Consider the following 18,350-nt stretch of genomic DNA (forward strand, 5'->3'; position numbering starts at 1 on the left):
AATTTTACTGTTTCACATAGTGCATCAGCACGTAATCCCCTTCCGGTGACACGCCCTGCGCTTCTGGCCGCCAGCCGTGGCGCTCATAAAACGCCAGCGCGGCCTTATTCTGCAACAAGCATTTCAGCGCACCGGTGCCGGTAAACGTGGTCTGTACATGTTTGAGAAGTGCGCTGCCGACTCCTTTGCCCTGAAAGGCCGGGTCAACAAACAAGTTATGCAGGAAGTTGTCGTTTTCGTACACCGAGGCGAAACCGAGCCGGTGACCCTCCTCTTCAGCGACCCAAATCACTTCATCGAGGGTGGCGGCATCAAAGTCTTCCAGTTGCCAGTCACGCCCATCGAGCCAGCTCCAGCCAGCTCTGCGGGCGTGTAAAAACAGCGTACGCAGAAACGGCCTGTCACTCTCCTGCCAGCGGCGGATAATCACAGGCGCTCCCTTAACGATGGTAGAAAATGTCGCCGTTATAGGCTTTGAGAATTTTGCCTTCAGCGTCGGTGATCAGCACGTAGTTGCCGCCCATGTAGGTCCAGTGGCTACCGGCTTCTGGTGCAGGCAGGTTACGCAACTGCCACTGTTTGATGTTGTACTCTTCGCTACGGTACATCTCTGGCACGGTATCGCCGATATTAAATTTAGTAAAGTCGGCAACAAAGTCCTTAATTTCATACGATTGCGTGCCGGTCGCCCCCGGTGTGGCCGTCTGCGGAGCCGCAAACGCCGAGGAGGCGGTGACCAACAGCGCGCCCAGAAGCATCATTTTCGTTTTACTCATTGTTTCTCCAGGTTGTTCTTTTTACATTTCACGCAGTTGCTTATGTAGCACGCCATCATTGCCGTTAATGCGGTGCTGAGCAACCGGGAAAAAATAACGCTTTGGTAAAAAGTGTAAGCAAACCCAGGTCATAGCTGTACAGGCGGAGAGCGATTTTCGCTATCCGCTTGTAACGTTTGGGAATAATCCTGGCTGGCCGATCAGCCAGCAAACCCTTCCAGCACAATCTTGCCGACGGCGCGCTGGCTTTCCAGCAGTGCATGCGCTTTACGTAAATTCGCGGCATTAATGGTGCCGAAGTGCTCGCCGAGCGTGGTTTTCAGCACGCCCTGATCAATCAACTGCGCCACGCGGGTGAGCAGATTGTGTTGCTCGATAATATCGCGGGTGGTGAACATCGAACGGGTAAACATAAATTCCCAGTGCAGAGAGATGCTTTTCACCTTCAGCGGCAACGCATCCAGGCTTTCCGGATCGTCAATCAGTGCCAGCTTACCCTGCGGTTGCAGCGCATTAATCAGCTGCTGATAGTGCTCCTGGGTATTGTTCAGGCTGGCGACGTGCGTCACCTGCGCAATGCCAATTCGCGCCAGCTCTTCGGTCAACGGTTTGCTGTGATCAATCACATGATGCGCACCCAGTTCTTTCACCCACTGCTGGCTGGCAGGGCGCGATGCGGTGCCGATAACCGTCAGGCGGGTCAGTTTACGCGCCAGCTGCGTCATGATGGAACCTACGCCGCCCGCCGCGCCAACGATCAGCAACACGTCGCCTTCGTTGCCGTTCTCGTTGATGCCAAGCCGGTCAAACAGCATTTCCCATGCGGTGATGGCGGTCAGCGGCAGCGCCGCTGCCTGGGCGTTATCCAGCGTTTTCGGTTTGTGCGCCACAATGCGCTCATCGACCAGTTGATATTCGCTATTGCTGCCCGGACGGGTCAACGCGCCCGCATACCACACTTCATCACCTGGCTGAAACAGCGTTACTGCTTGACCAACAGCTTTGACCACGCCAACGGCGTCCCAGCCCAGTACGCGCGGGGTATCGGCATTAAATCCGGCACGAACTTTGGTATCAACCGGGTTGACGGATATGGCTTTCACTTCGACCAGCAGATCGTGGCCGCTGGCCTGCGGTTGCGGCAGCTCAATATCACTGAGGAAATCCAGGTTACTGTTACCCTGAGCAGCGCGGGTAATGGCGATTGCTTTCATATGTGCTCCGTTAAGTAAGGGATGGGAGTGGGTGTGTGATTAATGGTAGTCAGGCTGATTGATATGAGAAACCATCAGAATCGGGAAGCACTTATCCTCGGGCAGTGAAAATCCTCCGACGGAGAGTTCTCACCCACTCAACGGGCAGCATTGTGCAGGCGGCAAAAGGGTTGGGCTGGGGGGAATTGATATTGCAGGTGATGAGATCCCGTAGGCCGGATAAGGCGTTAGCCGCTATCCGGCGATAGACCTTAATCGACGTCCGGCACCGGAATATCGGCGCTGACGCGCAGATCCTGGTCATTGAAAATCATGCAGTGCGGGCTATCAAAGGCGAGGGTGATTTTCTGCCACGGGCGGAAATGCACATCGCCGGGCAGCAGGATTTTAATGTTGTCGTGGCCATAGCACTGGCCGAAAAGATAAGTATTGTTGCCGAGCCGCTCTACCACTTCGCACTGAAACTCCAGCTGCGTACCGCGTGTGACATCGGTGGAGAGGTGCTCCGGGCGGATCCCCAGCGTCACCGCAGCCCCCGGCTCAAGGCGCGAAGTCGTGATCGCCAGCGTTAACGGATGCCCCTGCGCAAGGGTGACGGTAAGCTCGCCTGGCTGCCACGCTTTCACCGTCGCCGGCAGGAAGTTCATCTTCGGTGAGCCGATAAATCCGGCGACAAACTTATTTTTCGGGTTGTAATAGAGCTCCATCGGCGAGCCCATCTGCTCGACATTGCCGTAATTCATCACCACGATTTTATCGGCCAGCGTCATCGCTTCCACCTGGTCATGCGTGACATACACCATGGTGGTTTTCAGCTCCTGATGCAGACGAGCAATATGCAGGCGCATCTCAACGCGCAGTTCGGCATCAAGGTTGGAGAGCGGTTCATCAAACATAAACACACGCGGGTTACGCACAATAGCGCGACCAATCGCCACGCGCTGGCGCTGACCGCCGGAGAGCTGTTTCGGTTTTCTGTCCAGCAGGTGGCTGAGCTGTAAGGTTTTGGCGACCATCTCCACCTGGCGGCGGATCTCCTCCTTCGGCACTTTGTTCACTTTCAGGCCGTAGCCCATATTTTCCGCCACGGTCATATGCGGATAGAGCGCATAAGACTGGAACACCATCGAGACGCCGCGATGTGCGGGCGCGACATCATTCATCACCTCATCGCCAATCAATACTTCCCCTTCGCTGACCTCTTCCAGTCCCGCAATCATGCGCAGCATGGTCGATTTCCCGCAGCCGGAGGGGCCGACAAATACGGCAAACTCGCCGTCTTCAATCGACAGATTCACATTGTTCAGCGTCACCGTGTCGCCAAACCGTTTGGTGACATTCCTCAGTCGTATATTGGACATCAACGTTCCCCGAAATTAGTAGCCGTTATGTGCTGCGATAAGCGCGTTGTCGGATGTTTTTGTTTTACGTATAACAATCAGGCGACAGGTCTGCTCAACCGCGAAAATTCATGCTCAGACTATAACTTCCAGTGATTTCGCGCCCTATATCGAATTTCCATTTCTGTTGCATCTGTCACACAACTGACAGTTAATTCTCGTTTTATTCATCGCTCAAGCGTAGCGTATAACAAATTCGATAAGGCGCGTGAATGCGTTTTAAGCCCAGTGATATCAGGTGATTTTTAAGCTGTCTCATCGGATGTTGCACCATAAAAACCACTAAAATGTTATACCTTGACATGAGGGTGATAATGAAAAAGAGAACACTTACCGCACTGATCCTCTCTGCACTGGCTGCCGGCCAGCTTATTAGCCTGTCGGCGCACGCGGCGACAAAGCAGCTTAACGTCTGGGAAGACATCAAAAAGTCCGTCGGTATCCAGGATGCCGTCAAAGATTTTGAGCAAAAGTACGACGTTAAAGTGAACGTGCAGGAGATGCCCTACGCACAGCAACTGGAAAAATTACGCCTTGATGGCCCGGCTGGCATCGGGCCGGATGTGCTGGTTATCCCCAATGATCAGTTGGGTGGCGCGGTTGTGCAAGGGCTGCTGACCCCCCTGAATCTGGACAAAGAAAAGGTTGACGCCTTTACCCCGGCCTCCATCAACGCTTTTCGTCTGGATAACACTCTGTATGGCGTACCGAAAGCGGTAGAAACGCTGGTGCTGATTTACAACAAAGATCTGCTCGACAAGCCGCTGCAAAGCCTGCCGGAGTGGCTTGAGTACTCGAAAAAACAGCGCGAGCAGAACAAATACGGTCTGCTCGCGAAATTTGACCAAATCTATTACAGCTGGGGCGCTATCGGCCCAATGGGCGGCTACCTGTTCGGCAAAAACGACAAAGGCGGCTACAACCCGCAGGATATCGGCCTGAATAAACCGGGCGCGGTAGAAGCGGTCACCTTCCTGAAAAAATTCTACAGCGAAGGGGTGTTTCCGTCGGGGATCCTCGGCGATAACGGGCTGAACGCCATCGATTCACTGTTTACCGAGAAAAAAGCTGTGGCGGTGATTAACGGCCCGTGGGCTTTCCAGCCCTATGAAGCCGCTGGCATTAATTACGGCGTGGTGCCGCTGCCAAACTTGCCGGACGGCAAACCGATGAGCTCCTTCCTCGGCGTGAAAGGTTATGTCGTCTCCACCTGGAGTAAAGACAAGCAACTGGCGCAGCAATTTATCGAATTTATCAACCAGCCGCAGTACGTGAAAACGCGCTATATCGCCACCCGCGAGATCCCGGCGCAGAAAGCAATGATTGACGATCCGGTCATTAAAAATGACGAAAAGGCCAGCGCAGTGGCGGTACAGGCTGCGCGCGCGACGGCAATGCCGGGCATTCCTGAGATGGGCGAAGTCTGGGGACCGGCAAATGCCGCACTGGAACTGAGCCTGACCGGCAAGCAGGAACCGCAGGCCGCGCTCGATGCCGCGACCAAACAGATCCACATGCAAGTTGAAGCCATGCAGGCCAGTAACCAGTAACCGCTTGTTGTAGCAGAACGGGAGGGCAACCTCCCGTTGTCGAAAAGGAGTCGTACGTGATTATCAGTCCCAGCGAGAATTTTGCCAAAACGCAAGCAGGGCGTCATGCGTGGTGCGGGCTGCTGCTGGCCATTGTGCCGGGCTTTGGTCAGTTTTATCATCGCCAGTGGCTAAAAGGCCTTATCTTCCTTGTCCTGCTGAGCAGTTTTACCGGCATTTTTTATGATTTTTTGCGCGAGGGGATCTGGGGGTTATATACCCTCGGCGAAGAAGTACCGCGCGATAACTCGATCTTTTTGCTGGCAGAAGGGATCATCAGCCTGCTGATCATCGCCTTTGGCCTGATGGTCTGGTATCTGTCGCTACGCGATGCATGGATCAACGGCAAAAAGCGCGACGAAGGTAAGCCGCTGAACAGCGTGCGCAAGCAGTATCAACTGCTGCTCAGCGACGGTTTTCCTTATCTGATGATCACGCCCGGCTTCATCCTGCTGGTGTTTGTGGTGATTTTCCCGATCCTGTTCGGCTTCTCTATTGCTTTCACCAACTACAACCTCTATCACACGCCGCCCGCCAAACTGGTGGACTGGGTGGGATTAAAGAATTTCGTCAATATCTTTACCCTGTCGATCTGGCGTTCGACCTTCCTCGATGTGTTGCAGTGGACGGTGGTCTGGACGCTGCTGGCGACCACGTTGCAATGCACCGTTGGTGTGCTGCTGGCGATCCTGGTGAACCAGAAAGATCTGCGCTTCAAGCCGCTGGTACGCACCATTTTTATTTTGCCGTGGGCGGTGCCGGGCTTTGCCACCATTCTGGTCTTCGCCGGAATGTTTAACGACTCATTTGGCGTGATTAACAACGCCATTCTGGCTTTCTTCGGTATTGCGCCGAAAGCGTGGCTGACCGATCCGTTCTGGACGAAAACCGCGCTGATCATGATGCAAACCTGGCTCGGCTTCCCGTTTGTCTTTGCCATGACCACCGGGGTGTTGCAGGCGATTCCGGACGATCTGTACGAAGCGGCGAAGATGGATGGCGCCAGCACCTGGACCCGGCTGCGCACTATTACGCTGCCGCTGGTGCTCTACTCAATCGCGCCGATCATCATCACTCAGTACACCTTCAATTTTAATAACTTCAACATCATCTACCTGTTTAACAACGGCGGTCCGGCGGTGGCGGGCGCGAACGCTGGCGGCACCGATATCCTGGTGTCGTGGATTTACAAACTGACGATGTCCTCTTCGCAGTACGCGATTGCGGCGACCATCACCATTTTGCTGTCGATTTTTGTCGTCGGGCTGGCGTTGTGGCAGTTCCGCGCGACCAAATCTTTTAAAAACGACGACATGGCATAAGGGAAGAAAAATGGCTAAATCACAAAGTATCCGCCGCGAGAAGTGGATCCGCCTGTCGCTCTCCTGGCTGGTTATCGCGCTGGTATCGTTGATCATTATCTACCCGCTGGTCTGGACGGTCGGCGCGTCGCTGAACGCCGGTAACAGCCTGCTCAGCACCTCGATCATCCCGGAGAACCTCTCATTCCAGCACTATGCCGATCTGTTTAACGGTCAGGTGAACTACCTGACCTGGTACTGGAATTCAATGAAGATCAGCCTGCTGACGATGGTGCTGACCTTAATCAGCGTCAGCTTTACCGCCTACGCCTTTTCGCGCTTCCGTTTTAAGGGGCGGCAGAATGGCCTGATGCTGTTTTTGCTGTTGCAGATGATCCCGCAGTTTTCCGCGCTGATCGCCATCTTCGTGCTGTCGCAGCTGCTGGGTTTGATCAACAGCCATATGGCGCTGGTGCTAATCTACGTGGCCGGGATGATCCCGATGAACACTTACCTGATGAAAGGCTACCTCGATGCCATCCCGCGCGATCTGGATGAATCTGCGCGCATGGACGGCGCCAGCAACTTCCGCATCTTTATCGAGATCATCATGCCGCTGTCGAAGCCGATTGTGGCGGTAGTGGCGTTGTTCTCCTTCACCGGGCCGCTGGGGGATTTCATCCTCTCCAGCACCATTTTGCGCACCCCGGACAAATACACGCTGCCGATTGGCCTCTACAACCTGGTAGCGCAAAAAATGGGTGCCAGTTACACCACCTATGCGGCGGGCGCGGTATTGATCGCCGTGCCGGTGGCCATTCTCTACCTTGCCTTACAAAAATACTTCGTCTCCGGCCTGACCTCCGGCAGCACCAAAGGATAACCACATGAAAAGATTTACACCCGCTCTGCTTGCTGTTTGTCTCTGTAGTTTGTCCGCCAGCACGTTTGCCGCCGACGCGTTAAAGACGCGCCCGTTCAGCGGCATGCCCGCCGACTTTATTAAAGGGGCTGATATCTCCACGCTGTTGGATGCCGAAAAGCACGGGGCGAAATTTTATAACGACAAAAATCAGCAACAGGATGCGCTCGCCATCCTGAAAGCTAACGGCGTTAACTATGTGCGCCTGCGTTTGTGGGTCGATCCGAAAGACGCGCAGGGCCAGGCTTACGGCGGCGGCGATAACGATCTGGCGACCACGCTGGCGCTGGCAAAACGGGCGAAAGCGCAGGGCATGAAGCTGCTGCTCGATTTTCACTACAGCGATTTCTGGACCGATCCCGGCAAACAGTTCAAACCGAAAGCCTGGGAAAAAATGGATTATGCGCAGCTAAAAACGGCGATCCACGACTATACCCGCGACACCATCGCCCGCTTTAAGCAGGAGGGCGTGCTGCCGGATATGGTGCAAATCGGCAATGAAATTAACTCCGGCATACTGTGGCCGGAAGGCAAAAGCTGGGGGCAGGGCGGCGGAGAATTCGACCGGCTGGCGGGGCTGCTCACCTCAGCGATTGACGGGCTGAAGGAGAACCTGAAAAACGGCGAACAGGTGGAGATCATGCTGCACCTGGCGGAGGGCACCAAAAACGATACCTTCCGCTGGTGGTTTGATGAAATCACCAAACGCAATGTGCCGTTCGATGTGATTGGCCTGTCGATGTATACCTACTGGAACGGGCCGATAAGCGCGTTGCAGGCCAATATGGACGACATCAGCAAGCGCTACAACAAAGATGTGATTGTGGTGGAAGCGGCTTACGGCTATACGCTGGCTAACTGCGATAACGCGGAAAACAGCTTCCAGGAGAAAGAAGAGAAAGCGGGCGGCTACCCTGGCACCGTGCAGGGGCAATATGACTATATCCACGATTTAATGCAGTCCGTGATTAATGTTCAGGGCCATCGCGGTAAAGGTATTTTTTATTGGGAGCCAACCTGGATTGCCGTGCCGGGAAATACCTGGGCGACGCAGGCGGGAATGAATTATATCAACGATAAGTGGAAAGAAGGCAACGCGCGGGAAAATCAAGCGCTGTTTGATTGTCAGGGGAAAGTGCTGCCCTCAGTGAAAGTCTTTAATTAACTCTGGTGTTGTAAATTTCAGGACGTTTAATATGAATAAATTTGCGCCTTTAAGCCCGAAGGTTGTCTCGCTATTGCATGGCGCGGACTATAACCCGGAACAATGGGAGAATTATCCCGGTATTATTGATGACGATATTGCCATGATGAAGCAGGCAAATTGCAATGTCATGTCGATCGGGATATTTAGCTGGTCGAAACTGGAGCCGCGGGAAGGTGAGTTTAATTTCGCCTGGCTCGATTCGGTGATTGAAAAATTATATGCAGCGGGAATTCATATTTTCCTCGCTACGCCGAGCGGCGCACGGCCCGCCTGGATGTCGCAGAAATATCCGCAAGTGCTGCGCGTCGGGCGCGATCGCGTGCCGGCGCTGCACGGCGGGCGGCACAATCACTGCATGACATCGCCGATCTACCGGGAAAAAACGCTGAAAATCAATACGCTGCTGGCTGAGCGCTATGCGCAGCATCCGGCGGTACTCGGCTGGCATATTTCCAACGAGTACGGCGGAGAATGCCACTGCGATTTGTGTCAGCAAAAATTCCGCGACTGGCTGCAAGCCCGTTACCAGACGCTGGAAAACCTCAATCACGCCTGGTGGAGCGATTTCTGGAGCCACACTTACAGCGACTGGTCGCAAATTCAGTCGCCGTCGCCGCAGGGCGAAGTGTCGATCCACGGTCTGAATCTCGACTGGCGGCGCTTTAATACCGCGCAGGTCGCCGATTTCTGCCGCCATGAAATCGCGCCATTGAAAGCCGCGAATGCGCAGCTTCCGGTGACTACCAACTTTATGGAGTATTTCTACGATTACGACTACTGGCAACTCGCGCCAGCGCTCGACTTTATCTCCTGGGACAGCTATCCGATGTGGCACCGGGACAAAGACGAAACGCAGCTCGCCTGCTACACCGCGATGTATCACGACATGATGCGCACGCTGAAAGGCGGCAAGCCGTTTGTGCTGATGGAATCCACACCGAGCGTCACTAACTGGCAGCCGACCAGCAAAGTGAAAAAGCCGGGAATGCATATTCTGTCGTCATTACAGGCGGTGGCGCACGGCGCGGATTCGGTGCAGTACTTCCAGTGGCGGAAAAGTCGCGGCTCGGTTGAGAAGTTCCATGGCGCGGTAATCGACCATGTTGGCCACCTGGATACCCGCGTCGGGCGCGAAGTGTGTACGCTGGGCGAGATGCTGGCAAAACTCACGCCGGTAATGGGCTGTCGCACTGACGCGCGCGTGGCGATCATTTTCGACCAGCAAAACCGCTGGGCGCTGGATGATGCCGAAGGCCCGCGCAATAAGGGGATGGAGTACGAAAAAACGGTTAATGAACACTATCGCCCGTTCTGGGAAAAGGGCATCGCGGTGGATGTCATTAACGCCGACGCGGATCTGAGCCGTTATCAACTGGTGATCGCGCCCATGCTCTATATGGTACGTGAGGGCTTTGCCGAACGCGCCGAAGCGTTTGTCGCGGCGGGCGGGCATCTGGTCACCTCTTACTGGACCGGTGTGGTGAACGAAAGCGATCTCTGCTATCTCGGCGGCTTCCCTGGTCCGCTGCGCAAACTGGTGGGTATCTGGGCGGAGGAGATCGACTGCCTGGATGACAATGAACGCAATCTGGTGCAGGGGCTGGCGGGCAACGAGGCCGGGTTACAGGGGCCTTATCAGGCGCGTCATTTGTGCGAACTGATCCATGCCGAGAGCGCCAAACCACTGGCCACTTACCGGGATGATTTCTACGCCGGGCGCCCGGCGGTAACGGTCAATCAGTTCGGCAAAGGTAAGGCGTGGCACGTCGCTTCGCGCAACGATCTGGCCTTCCAGCGCGATTTCTTTGCCAGCATTATTGACGAACTGGCGCTGCCGCGTGCCGTTGAGCAGGATTTTCCGCCGGGCGTGGTGGCTACCGCGCGTACCGACGGCGAAACCACATTTGTCTTTATCCAGAACTTCAGCGCTCAGCAACAGACGATTACGCTGCCGCCAGGCTACCAGGATTGTCTGTCGGCCGCGACCGTCAGCGGCTCGCTGGTGCTGACACCGTGGGATTGTCGCGTTGTTAGCCGCCAGGCATAAGCCGACGTAATGTGCCTGCCCATTCGGGCAGGCTTTTTTTTATCTGTCGAAAATCAGGAGCCGATGATGGTGAGTCTTAAATCCTTCCTGCACTACTTCTCCGAACCGAAAAATACCGCGGCAGCGCCCATCAGCGATGCTGAGCTGCAACTGATCCAGCGGCTGGCGCAGGCATTTGGCGGTGCGGAGAACATTGAAAATGTTGATGCCTGTCTGACCCGTTTGCGTGTGACGGTGAAAGATCTGGCCATTGTGGATTCGCAGGCGTTGCAAAATGAAGGCGCGTTGGGGGTGATTATTCTCGGTCAGCAGGTGCATGCCATATTTGGTAAACAGTCAGATGCGCTGCGTAAATTACTCGATGAACATTTCTCCTCCCGCGCATAAATAAAAAAGGGATACCCGTGAGGGTATCCCGAAATAACTAACAGAAAAGCAATGGCAATATAAATTCTGTCAAGCAATGGCCTGGCAGTTCTTGGAGATAAATAACGAGGGCAATAAATTAATATACAAAATCATTCGCGTTATATCGTGGCGACAAACCTGTTCCTGCTCAAATAAGTGAGCGGAGTAAACAGATGCTGCCAATAAAGTGATAACGTGAAGGATAAAGTTTATTTACCACCAGGCTTCCACCTGTACGCCAAAGTTCCACGTATTATTTTTAGTGCCGTCTTCAAATGATTTTCCATCTTCCGAATCATTTAAATACGAAGCGAATACGCGCAATTCAGGCCGTGACATAAATTCCGGGCCATCCGCCAGACCTACAGCGAAGGTGTATTTTTCGCCGCTCTGTTTGTAGTGGGTGCCGTTTTTATAGTCGTCTTTCTGGTAGAAACCGCCGACTTCACCAATCAGACGTACATAATTGGTGAGCTGATACTGTGCGCGGCCAACCAGTGAAACCAGGCGGGTTTTGTCGGTATATTCCGTAATGTCGTTGGCTGAACCGTAGGTCAGCACGTGGTTCAGTGAGAACTTCTCGGTAAGCGGAATCAGGCCGGTGTTAATCACGCGGTAACCGCTGGCGTCGTTCACATAGTGCCACATGTCGTACCAGCCGCCGCCCTGCGACACCATGTTCTGCGCCAGCCCTTTGTTGGCGTATTGCAGCACCAGTTTGTTATAGCCGCCAAACATATCCTGGCTGATTTCGCCGGTCACCATCACGCCGTCATCCGCTTCGTATAATCCGCCGTACTCTTTCTGTTTTTTGGTCGGATTTGGCATAGCGTAGTCGATGCCGAACTCTGTCCACGCGCCTGACCACGGTTTCCAGCCCGCATAGCGAACGTCGATATAGTTGATGTTGACGTCGTTATCGTTATCGACGCGGTAATCAACATCGTTAGCGTCGCCACGGATCCAGGCTACCGAGACCGCCCCAGGGCCGAAGGTGTAGTTTTCAATCCCGGCACCGGAACCGGAGATGTTCCAGTATTTGGTATCAATAATGTGCAGATCGTGGCGCTGGTAGTAACGTTTACCGCCCCAGATTACGGCGTTGGGATCGTTGGGAATAAGCCCTTTGATTTGCAGATTCAACTGACGCAGGCCGAACTGAGCGTCGTCGCCAATAGTGGTTTCGTTGTCGTTAGAGCCGTCGGAAACCATGCTCACCATGCTGTCGAGGTAAAAACTCACCTCGTCTTTTTTATACACTTCCGAGCCCAGTTCCAGTTCGCCGTAGGTATCGGATTCGTTACCCAGGCGGCCCAGCTTGTTCTTTTGCCACTCAACCTGCCCGCCATCGCCGGACACGCCTACGCCGCCGCGCAGGTAGCCGTGAAAGTCGATCGGTACAGATGTCGCAGCCAGCAGTGAAGGTGAAGTCAGCGCAGCGGCTAACGCAAGAGTGAGAGTGCGTAGCGTAGTGTTCATATCATTCCTCTTATTGTTTTGTATTACGTTCACATAAACGATGTCATAAAATGCCTAAATGTAAAAACAGGCAAACTAACGATTGCGAATGTGTGATTAACTGCAAATAAATCAGCCTTTTTTGTTACCAATAGCGAATTTCTTCACAATGTTGGGTATTGTGAGCGTGATACTTATTTTGCGAAATTGAAGCGGGAGAATGTGTGGTGAGCGTTTTTTTAGGAAGCCCCTGTTACACTTGGCGCATAACAACATAAGGAACCGGACCATGAAGTCTAAAAGTGCAACGCTGGAAGACGTAGCCCGCCATGCGGGTGTCTCCTACCAGACCGTGTCCAGGGTACTCAACAAATCTGCCAATGTATCCGAAGCCACGCGTTTAAAAGTGGAGAAATCCATAGAGTTATTGCGTTACGTACCGAACCGGCTGGCGCAGCAATTAGTGGGAAAGCAGAGTCAGACTATCGGCCTGGTGACCACTTCGCTGGCGCTGCATGCCCCTTCGCAGGTGGCGGCGGCGGTGAAACGCTACGCCAACCTTGATGGCTACCAGGTCTTGATTTCGATGATCGATGAGAACGTCAATCAAGATATCCAGTCCGCCATCAATGAACTGAAGTCACAGCTGGTCGATAAAGTGATCATTAACGTGCCGCTGGAAACCGAAGAGGCCCAGCATATCGCCTCTGACAACGATGACATCGTCTGCTTGTTTCTCGATGTCGATCCGTACAGTTCCGTGTTTAACGTTTCGTTTAACCCGGCGGACGGTACCCGCGCCAGTGTTAAGCATCTGTATGAACTGGGCCACCGCGAGATCGCGCTGCTGGCCGGGCCGGAATCGTCGGTGTCGGCGAATCTACGGCTGAAAAGCTGGATCGATACGCTCAGCGGCTATGGGTTGAAACCGGTAACGGTGTTTCATGGTAACTGGGATGCACAGAGCGGTTACGCTGGCGCATTACAGATGCTGCGCGAAACGCCGAATTTCACCGCCGTGCTGGTAGGCAACGATCAGATGGCGCTGGGCGTATTGAGCGCCTTCCATCAACATCAGATTGCCATTCCCGGCGAGAAATCGGTGGTGGGTTACGACGGCACTTATGAAAGTTCGTTTTTCCATCCGTCGCTGACCACCGTTTCGCTGGATCTCGATTTGCAGGGCAAAGAAGCGGTGCGTCGTCTGCTCGACAGCGGTCATGGCGATGCGGCGCGCAGCTCGTCGGTGCTGCCTGCAAAACTTATCGTGCGCCATTCAACCGGCGCGTTGCAGGAGCAGGGGACCAATTTGCAGGAGATCTCCCAGCAGTTGCAGGCTATTGCGCATAAGCTGTGGAAGTAAGAGATATACGAAGCGCCATCGGCATTGTGCCGGTAGCGCTTCGGTTTACAGCGATTACTGCGCTTTTGGCGTCAGTTTCAGAAAACGCATCATGCCAGGGCGGCGTTCAGAAGTGAGCAACAGGCGGTTGTCATCGGTAAAGTCGCGCAGTTCAGGCAGATTGCTGGTTTCGCGTTCAACGCGTTGCACGGTTTCAATGTCGAAATAGTGCGCGGCGTTGCGCAGAAAAGCATTGTATTTGGCAAGGAAATCGTCCATCCAGTGGTGAATCTCGATGATCACCGTGCAGGATTTCAGCAGGTTTAATACCTCATCGGTCAGCAGTTCAAACTCGAAGCCTTCGATGTCGATCAGCACCAGCGCGTTATCCAGATCTTGCGCGCGCAGGCTGGCAAAACTGGCAGCATTGGCTTCACCGAGGATGGTCAGCTCGCCGACCGAGTGGTTCTTTTTCCAGTTTTCCGCAATGACGGCGCGGCCTTTTTCCGTTTGCTCAAAGCAGATGGTCTTGCCAATCTTGCCGGAAACCAGCATACCGATGGCGTAGTAGCCATCCGCAGCACCAATGTCGATAAAAGTTGAGAAGCGGCCAGCTTCTGTTGCCTCGATCAGATTCAGGATCTCTTTTTCGTACAGCCCCAGGCACTGGGAGCCGAGATCGAGTTTTCCCCACCAGGTGTCGCGATCGAGATGTAATCCTTTGAACGGGCCGTATTTCACGGTGCCCTGCAACAGGTCGAAGACCTCTAATGACATACGTTCCTGACGCTCACGAATGGTTTCGCGACGCCAGTTTTCTCTCTGCTCCAGCGTGGACTGCTGTGCGCGTTCCAGCATCGGATGGAAATAATCTGCTTCCGCTAAAATAAATTGTTCTACGTTGTTCATTTTCATTATCACCTGAGTGCGGTTAGGCGCTTATTCACAATGACTGCAAAATACGTTTACGCTCGGCGTCGTCTTGCTGGGGCGTGTAATCCGCAACCGCGCAGGAGGCGCAAATACCTTGCTTCAGCCCAAAATCAAACAGCCCGCGGCGGAAACCGCTGAGGGTTTTTGACGCGTAAATATCAAAGATGGATGATGTCGCCACGTTGCCCGCCGGTGCGAGGTTGGTCTTGTCATCTAAAAAGCTCTCACAGCACGGCTGCACTGTACCATCGTAAAAGATGGTGAATTCGCGAAACGGTTTGACGCAGGGGCTGGTGCGAATGGTTGCCGACGCGGCATGCTCGGTCAGCACGCCCGCGCGGTTGGTGCCATATTTGCGCCAGTCCGGCCACTGGATCTTGATTTGCACGCCGCGATGACGGAATAAAATCGATGTCGAGTTGACCACATCATTGATGCTGAAATCCGGGTACTTATCGCCGCACTCCAGCTTATCCAGCAGTTTGGTTACCCGGCGGCGGATCGCAGCAGGGGTTTGTGTAACATTTGAAGAAGGATGCAGCGTGACGCAGATATTGTTTAATCCGCTGTCAGAGAGCGTACTCAAACGCTCGATATCGAGGAAATCACCGTTGCTGTTAAAGGCGATGTGGCTATAGGGCAGCGCCTCTTTGATGAGGGTGATTTTGCGCTCCAGATCTAAATCCAGCAGCGGCTCGTTATAGAGGTTCAGCGAGATGCGGTTTTCGTAGCGGATCGATGCCAGTTCGGCGCAGATCTTCTCCAGTGTAGTCGTATCCATATAACGCTGAAGCGCCTGGCGGTTAGAGAAGCTCACCGGGCAGTAATCGCACTTACGGTTGCAGTTATACGACAGCTCCAGATTGATGATTTCCACGTGGCGCTTAAACATGATCTGTTTCTGCTCCGCGGTCAGCGTCGCGCTGCGTCGGCTGTCCAGCAGGTTCTTGATGCTCTCATCTGATGCAAAGCTGATCTGCTCAAAATAATTCATGTACATTCTCCTGCCGCAACCGCATGTGGGTAGAACCCGTGCTTTGAGTTTTGTAATGCATTGATATTCATGGATCTATTGCCACATCATGCCGATGAGCTACCAGACGCCGTGTAATGATATCGGCCAGCTGACTGAAAACCTGAGCCCGCAGCCTGATAATTAATTTCCTTTAAGGGACGCGCGGGCGTGATTCGCTTATATTAGGCTGCAGACAGTTTAGCGTTGGGGCTGCAGAGGCTAAGGATGTAACAAACGTGTGTTCATAAGCCTTTTCTGCGCTTAGTGACAAGGGGCGACGCCCGTTAAATCAGGGAAGTCAGGAATGGAACCGGCGGGCTTCAGGTTGAGCGGTTTTGGCGTGATGCCTCTTTTTTGAATACCAGCAAGGCGTTACTTAAGAGATCTCTTCTCCTCGCTCACGACAATAGTTTTGCGTCAGCGTTATTCGTAATTATCTTCTTAACCTTAACCTAAATATTCACGCTCTTGTGCCGATAATTGTCGCAGGCCGCACCGCTTTTTGTGGGGCCGATGGTTGTGTCGTTATCTTATACAAGGGTAAAAATATGTCATTACGACGGTTTTCTTTTCTTATTTTCAGTCTCTTACTCTGTATCTTCCTCATCAGTTCTACCTCTAACCTTTGGTCACTTACGCGCAGCAACCAGTCACTGGATAGCGTGAACAAAGAAATTCGCGTGGTGTTATCCGTGATCGATCCGATCAACCACAGCCGTACATTGCGGGTCAGGCTGATGGAAGCGATGATTAACTCCAGCCTTGGCGATAGCGAGAAAGCCCGGGCATCACTTGAGAAAGCGCAAGAAGTGATGCAGAAAGCTTCTGCTGCTTTTGACGCCTATCAGGCGGCTTCACATATTGCCGGTGAAGAACAGTTTTCCGTTCCCTATAACAATGCCTGGCATGTTTATGTCAATGATGGTCTGAAACCGTTGATGGATGCCGCGAACCGTAATGACAGCGCGCGCTTTAATCAACTGGTCAGCGATACAATTCCGGTACTCGATCGTCAGTTCGAAATCACGCTGGATAATTTGCTGGCGTTTCGCGAGAAAAACGCGCAGCGCCTTAACAATGATGCGCAGAGCCGCTTTACCAACAGTGTGGTCACTATCGTTATCTTCGCTCTGCTGTTTACGCTGATTATCATCGCCATGTTTATCCTGATACGGCGGCGCGTTCTTTCTCCTCTTGACGCTGCGCGGCTTCACTGTCAGCAGATGGCTGCCGGAGAACTGCATAGCCCGGTGATCTCGCGCTCGAAAGATGAAATCGGGACGTTGCTCAGCTCGCTGGAGCAGATGCGTCTTTCGCTGGTGGACATCATTGCGCAGGTTCGTCATTCAAGCGAAAGCGTGGCTCATGCCGCCGAAGAAATTGCCGCAGGAAATACGGATCTCTCGGCGCGAACAGAGTCGCAGGCCACTTCCCTTGGCGAAACGGCTGCCAGTATGGAACAACTGACTTCCACGGTGAAACACACCTCAGAAAACACGCACCAGGCTAACCAACTTGCCAGCAACATGCGCAACTCTGCGCAAGAGGGCAACACCATCGTTGAAGAAGCGGTGCTTTCAATGAAGGAAATCGAAAGCAGCTCAGGCAAAATCGATACAATTATCGGCCTGATTGAAGACATTGCTTTCCAGACTAATATCCTGGCGCTTAACGCGGCCGTTGAGGCAGCCCGCGCCGGAGAGCAGGGACGCGGTTTTGCCGTTGTCGCCAGCGAAGTCCGTAATCTGGCACAACGCTCGTCGGTTGCTGCGAAAGAGATTAAGGAGTTGATTGAGCAGTCCGGCACTCAGGTTCAGCTTGGCAGCGAAAGGGTGGAGCGAGCGGGCGAAAGCATGAAGCGCATTATCGCTTCCGTTAAACAGGTGTCCGAACTGATGTCGGAGATTGATCTCTCCACCAATGAGCAAAGCCGCGGTATTGAGCAGATCAATATTGCTGTCGCGCAAATGGATTCCGTTACCCAGCAGAACGCCGCACTTGTTGAGGAAGCCTCTGCCGCGGCACATTCGCTGAAAGAGCAGTCGCAATTACTTAAACAGGCTGTGGCTGTCTTCAAACTTAACTGATGACAAACGGTGACAGGCAGGCTTCGGCCTGCCTCTCTTTTTGTGGCAGGGTGATTTCTTCAGCAACCGGCCGGATAACGATCAAACAATCCGGATTTGTACTTGCAGGCTTGTTATATGCTTTAAACTTTCTCGGTCCACATGGCCGTATTCGCTGCCCGAAACCGGCATTGATTAACGTGACGCCCGGGATTTGCCCTGGGGAATTCGTCCGGGGGTTGTGTCTTTGATCTCCGCTGGCATTATCGCTGAGTGGCGATTAACGGCTGCTAATCGCAATCAGTTGAATCAGATTCAACTGATTCGGGGTGCCCTTCCTTGTGAAGGCTGAGAAATACCTGTATTACCCAATCTGTAAGATACCCACGTCAGTAACGACGGGATTTTCCGCCGTTGTGTACCCGAATAATGTTCAAAAATGAAAAAAGCCCCGCCTTTTTAGGTTCGGGGCCAGTCTGGCGCGCTTAAATTTACCGTAGGCTGTACGTTAAAAAGTAGCGGCCTGCGTGTGAACGAGGAAATTATCAGACGATATGTGAGGCATCAGGAGAAAACGGAACAAATACATGAACAGCAAATGGAATTGCTAGAGCAATAAGCGGAAAGTGACAATAGCCCCCTTACAGGGGGCATTCTCAAAAGCCACCTTCT

15 protein-coding genes and 1 pseudogene are annotated in these 18,350 nt (G+C 53.3%); 9 read left to right on the top strand and 7 right to left on the bottom strand.

Features of this window, described 5'->3' with window-relative positions:
• Positions 1-4: 4 nt before the first annotated feature.
• The 4 genes from CWM66_RS09140 to CWM66_RS09155 all read right to left on the bottom strand — a co-directional run bounded on the left by CWM66_RS09140 (position 5) and on the right by CWM66_RS09155 (position 3,351).
• Complete coding sequence (locus tag CWM66_RS09140; protein WP_007371210.1) at positions 5-430, bottom strand: GNAT family N-acetyltransferase; 426 nt, start codon at positions 428-430, stop codon at positions 5-7.
• A 10-nt stretch (positions 431-440) separates the two neighbouring features.
• Positions 441-776 (bottom strand): RcnB family protein, encoded by a 336-nt coding sequence (locus CWM66_RS09145; protein WP_035888875.1) that lies wholly within the window; start codon positions 774-776, stop codon positions 441-443.
• 200 nt (positions 777-976) lie between these two features.
• Positions 977-1,990: a zinc-binding alcohol dehydrogenase family protein gene (locus tag CWM66_RS09150; RefSeq protein ID WP_035888876.1), complete on the bottom strand. Its 1,014-nt coding sequence runs from the start codon at positions 1,988-1,990 to the stop codon at positions 977-979.
• 251 nt (positions 1,991-2,241) lie between these two features.
• The gene (locus tag CWM66_RS09155; RefSeq protein ID WP_035888878.1) at positions 2,242-3,351 is read right to left on the bottom strand and encodes an ABC transporter ATP-binding protein; all 1,110 of its coding nucleotides are present in this window, start codon (positions 3,349-3,351) and stop codon (positions 2,242-2,244) included.
• Positions 3,352-3,704: 353 nt separating this feature from the next.
• Between CWM66_RS09155 and CWM66_RS09160 the strand changes: the two genes are divergently transcribed.
• The 6 genes from CWM66_RS09160 to CWM66_RS09185 all read left to right on the top strand — a co-directional run bounded on the left by CWM66_RS09160 (position 3,705) and on the right by CWM66_RS09185 (position 10,843).
• Complete coding sequence (locus CWM66_RS09160) at positions 3,705-4,940, top strand: extracellular solute-binding protein (RefSeq protein WP_107146561.1); 1,236 nt, start codon at positions 3,705-3,707, stop codon at positions 4,938-4,940.
• A 56-nt stretch (positions 4,941-4,996) separates the two neighbouring features.
• Positions 4,997-6,301 carry a carbohydrate ABC transporter permease gene (locus tag CWM66_RS09165; RefSeq protein WP_107146562.1) on the top strand — a complete coding sequence of 435 codons (1,305 nt, stop codon included), beginning with the start codon at positions 4,997-4,999 and terminating at the stop codon, positions 6,299-6,301.
• Between the two features lie 10 nt (positions 6,302-6,311).
• Positions 6,312-7,163 (top strand): sugar ABC transporter permease, encoded by an 852-nt coding sequence (locus CWM66_RS09170; RefSeq protein WP_007371217.1) that lies wholly within the window; start codon positions 6,312-6,314, stop codon positions 7,161-7,163.
• Between the two features lie 4 nt (positions 7,164-7,167).
• Entirely contained in the window at positions 7,168-8,367 is a 1,200-nt protein-coding gene (locus CWM66_RS09175) for an arabinogalactan endo-beta-1,4-galactanase (RefSeq protein ID WP_107146563.1), read from the top strand.
• Between the two features lie 31 nt (positions 8,368-8,398).
• A complete protein-coding gene (locus CWM66_RS09180; RefSeq protein WP_007371219.1) occupies positions 8,399-10,456 on the top strand; it encodes a beta-galactosidase in 2,058 nt (685 codons plus the stop codon).
• Positions 10,457-10,522: 66 nt separating this feature from the next.
• Complete coding sequence (locus CWM66_RS09185; protein ID WP_007371220.1) at positions 10,523-10,843, top strand: glucose PTS transporter subunit EIIB; 321 nt, start codon at positions 10,523-10,525, stop codon at positions 10,841-10,843.
• 234 nt (positions 10,844-11,077) lie between these two features.
• Here CWM66_RS09185 and CWM66_RS09190 read toward each other — a convergent pair whose 3' ends face one another.
• Entirely contained in the window at positions 11,078-12,343 is a 1,266-nt protein-coding gene (locus tag CWM66_RS09190; protein WP_035888884.1) for a maltoporin, read from the bottom strand.
• 268 nt (positions 12,344-12,611) lie between these two features.
• On the opposite strand from CWM66_RS09190, the gene CWM66_RS09195 reads away from it, so the two are divergent.
• Entirely contained in the window at positions 12,612-13,685 is a 1,074-nt protein-coding gene (locus CWM66_RS09195) for a LacI family DNA-binding transcriptional regulator (RefSeq protein ID WP_007371222.1), read from the top strand.
• A gap of 54 nt (positions 13,686-13,739) precedes the next feature.
• Here CWM66_RS09195 and CWM66_RS09200 read toward each other — a convergent pair whose 3' ends face one another.
• Positions 13,740-14,573 carry an FkbM family methyltransferase gene (locus CWM66_RS09200; protein ID WP_107146741.1) on the bottom strand — a complete coding sequence of 278 codons (834 nt, stop codon included), beginning with the start codon at positions 14,571-14,573 and terminating at the stop codon, positions 13,740-13,742.
• A gap of 34 nt (positions 14,574-14,607) precedes the next feature.
• Positions 14,608-15,591 carry a radical SAM/SPASM domain-containing protein gene (locus tag CWM66_RS09205; protein WP_071921071.1) on the bottom strand — a complete coding sequence of 328 codons (984 nt, stop codon included), beginning with the start codon at positions 15,589-15,591 and terminating at the stop codon, positions 14,608-14,610.
• A gap of 569 nt (positions 15,592-16,160) precedes the next feature.
• Between CWM66_RS09205 and CWM66_RS09210 the strand changes: the two genes are divergently transcribed.
• The gene (locus CWM66_RS09210; RefSeq protein ID WP_107146564.1) at positions 16,161-17,699 is read left to right on the top strand and encodes a methyl-accepting chemotaxis protein; all 1,539 of its coding nucleotides are present in this window, start codon (positions 16,161-16,163) and stop codon (positions 17,697-17,699) included.
• A 508-nt stretch (positions 17,700-18,207) separates the two neighbouring features.
• A pseudogene (locus CWM66_RS09215) lies at positions 18,208-18,297 on the top strand (IS200/IS605 family transposase); the annotation flags it as partial.
• Between the last annotated feature and the right edge of the window lie 53 nt (positions 18,298-18,350).

This window comes from Kosakonia sp. H7A, assembly GCF_003028445.1.
Lineage (GTDB): Bacteria > Pseudomonadota > Gammaproteobacteria > Enterobacterales > Enterobacteriaceae > Kosakonia > Kosakonia radicincitans.

Coding starts and splice junctions, on each gene's coding strand:
- CWM66_RS09145 (WP_035888875.1), bottom strand. CDS start 776: ATGAGTAAAACGAAAATGATGCTTCTGGGCGCGCTGTTGGTCACCGCC.
- CWM66_RS09150 (WP_035888876.1), bottom strand. CDS start 1,990: ATGAAAGCAATCGCCATTACCCGCGCTGCTCAGGGTAACAGTAACCTG.
- CWM66_RS09155 (WP_035888878.1), bottom strand. CDS start 3,351: ATGTCCAATATACGACTGAGGAATGTCACCAAACGGTTTGGCGACACG.
- CWM66_RS09160 (WP_107146561.1), top strand. CDS start 3,705: ATGAAAAAGAGAACACTTACCGCACTGATCCTCTCTGCACTGGCTGCC.
- CWM66_RS09170 (WP_007371217.1), top strand. CDS start 6,312: ATGGCTAAATCACAAAGTATCCGCCGCGAGAAGTGGATCCGCCTGTCG.
- CWM66_RS09175 (WP_107146563.1), top strand. CDS start 7,168: ATGAAAAGATTTACACCCGCTCTGCTTGCTGTTTGTCTCTGTAGTTTG.
- CWM66_RS09180 (WP_007371219.1), top strand. CDS start 8,399: ATGAATAAATTTGCGCCTTTAAGCCCGAAGGTTGTCTCGCTATTGCAT.
- CWM66_RS09185 (WP_007371220.1), top strand. CDS start 10,523: ATGGTGAGTCTTAAATCCTTCCTGCACTACTTCTCCGAACCGAAAAAT.
- CWM66_RS09190 (WP_035888884.1), bottom strand. CDS start 12,343: ATGAACACTACGCTACGCACTCTCACTCTTGCGTTAGCCGCTGCGCTG.
- CWM66_RS09195 (WP_007371222.1), top strand. CDS start 12,612: ATGAAGTCTAAAAGTGCAACGCTGGAAGACGTAGCCCGCCATGCGGGT.
- CWM66_RS09200 (WP_107146741.1), bottom strand. CDS start 14,573: ATGAACAACGTAGAACAATTTATTTTAGCGGAAGCAGATTATTTCCAT.
- CWM66_RS09205 (WP_071921071.1), bottom strand. CDS start 15,591: ATGAATTATTTTGAGCAGATCAGCTTTGCATCAGATGAGAGCATCAAG.
- CWM66_RS09210 (WP_107146564.1), top strand. CDS start 16,161: ATGTCATTACGACGGTTTTCTTTTCTTATTTTCAGTCTCTTACTCTGT.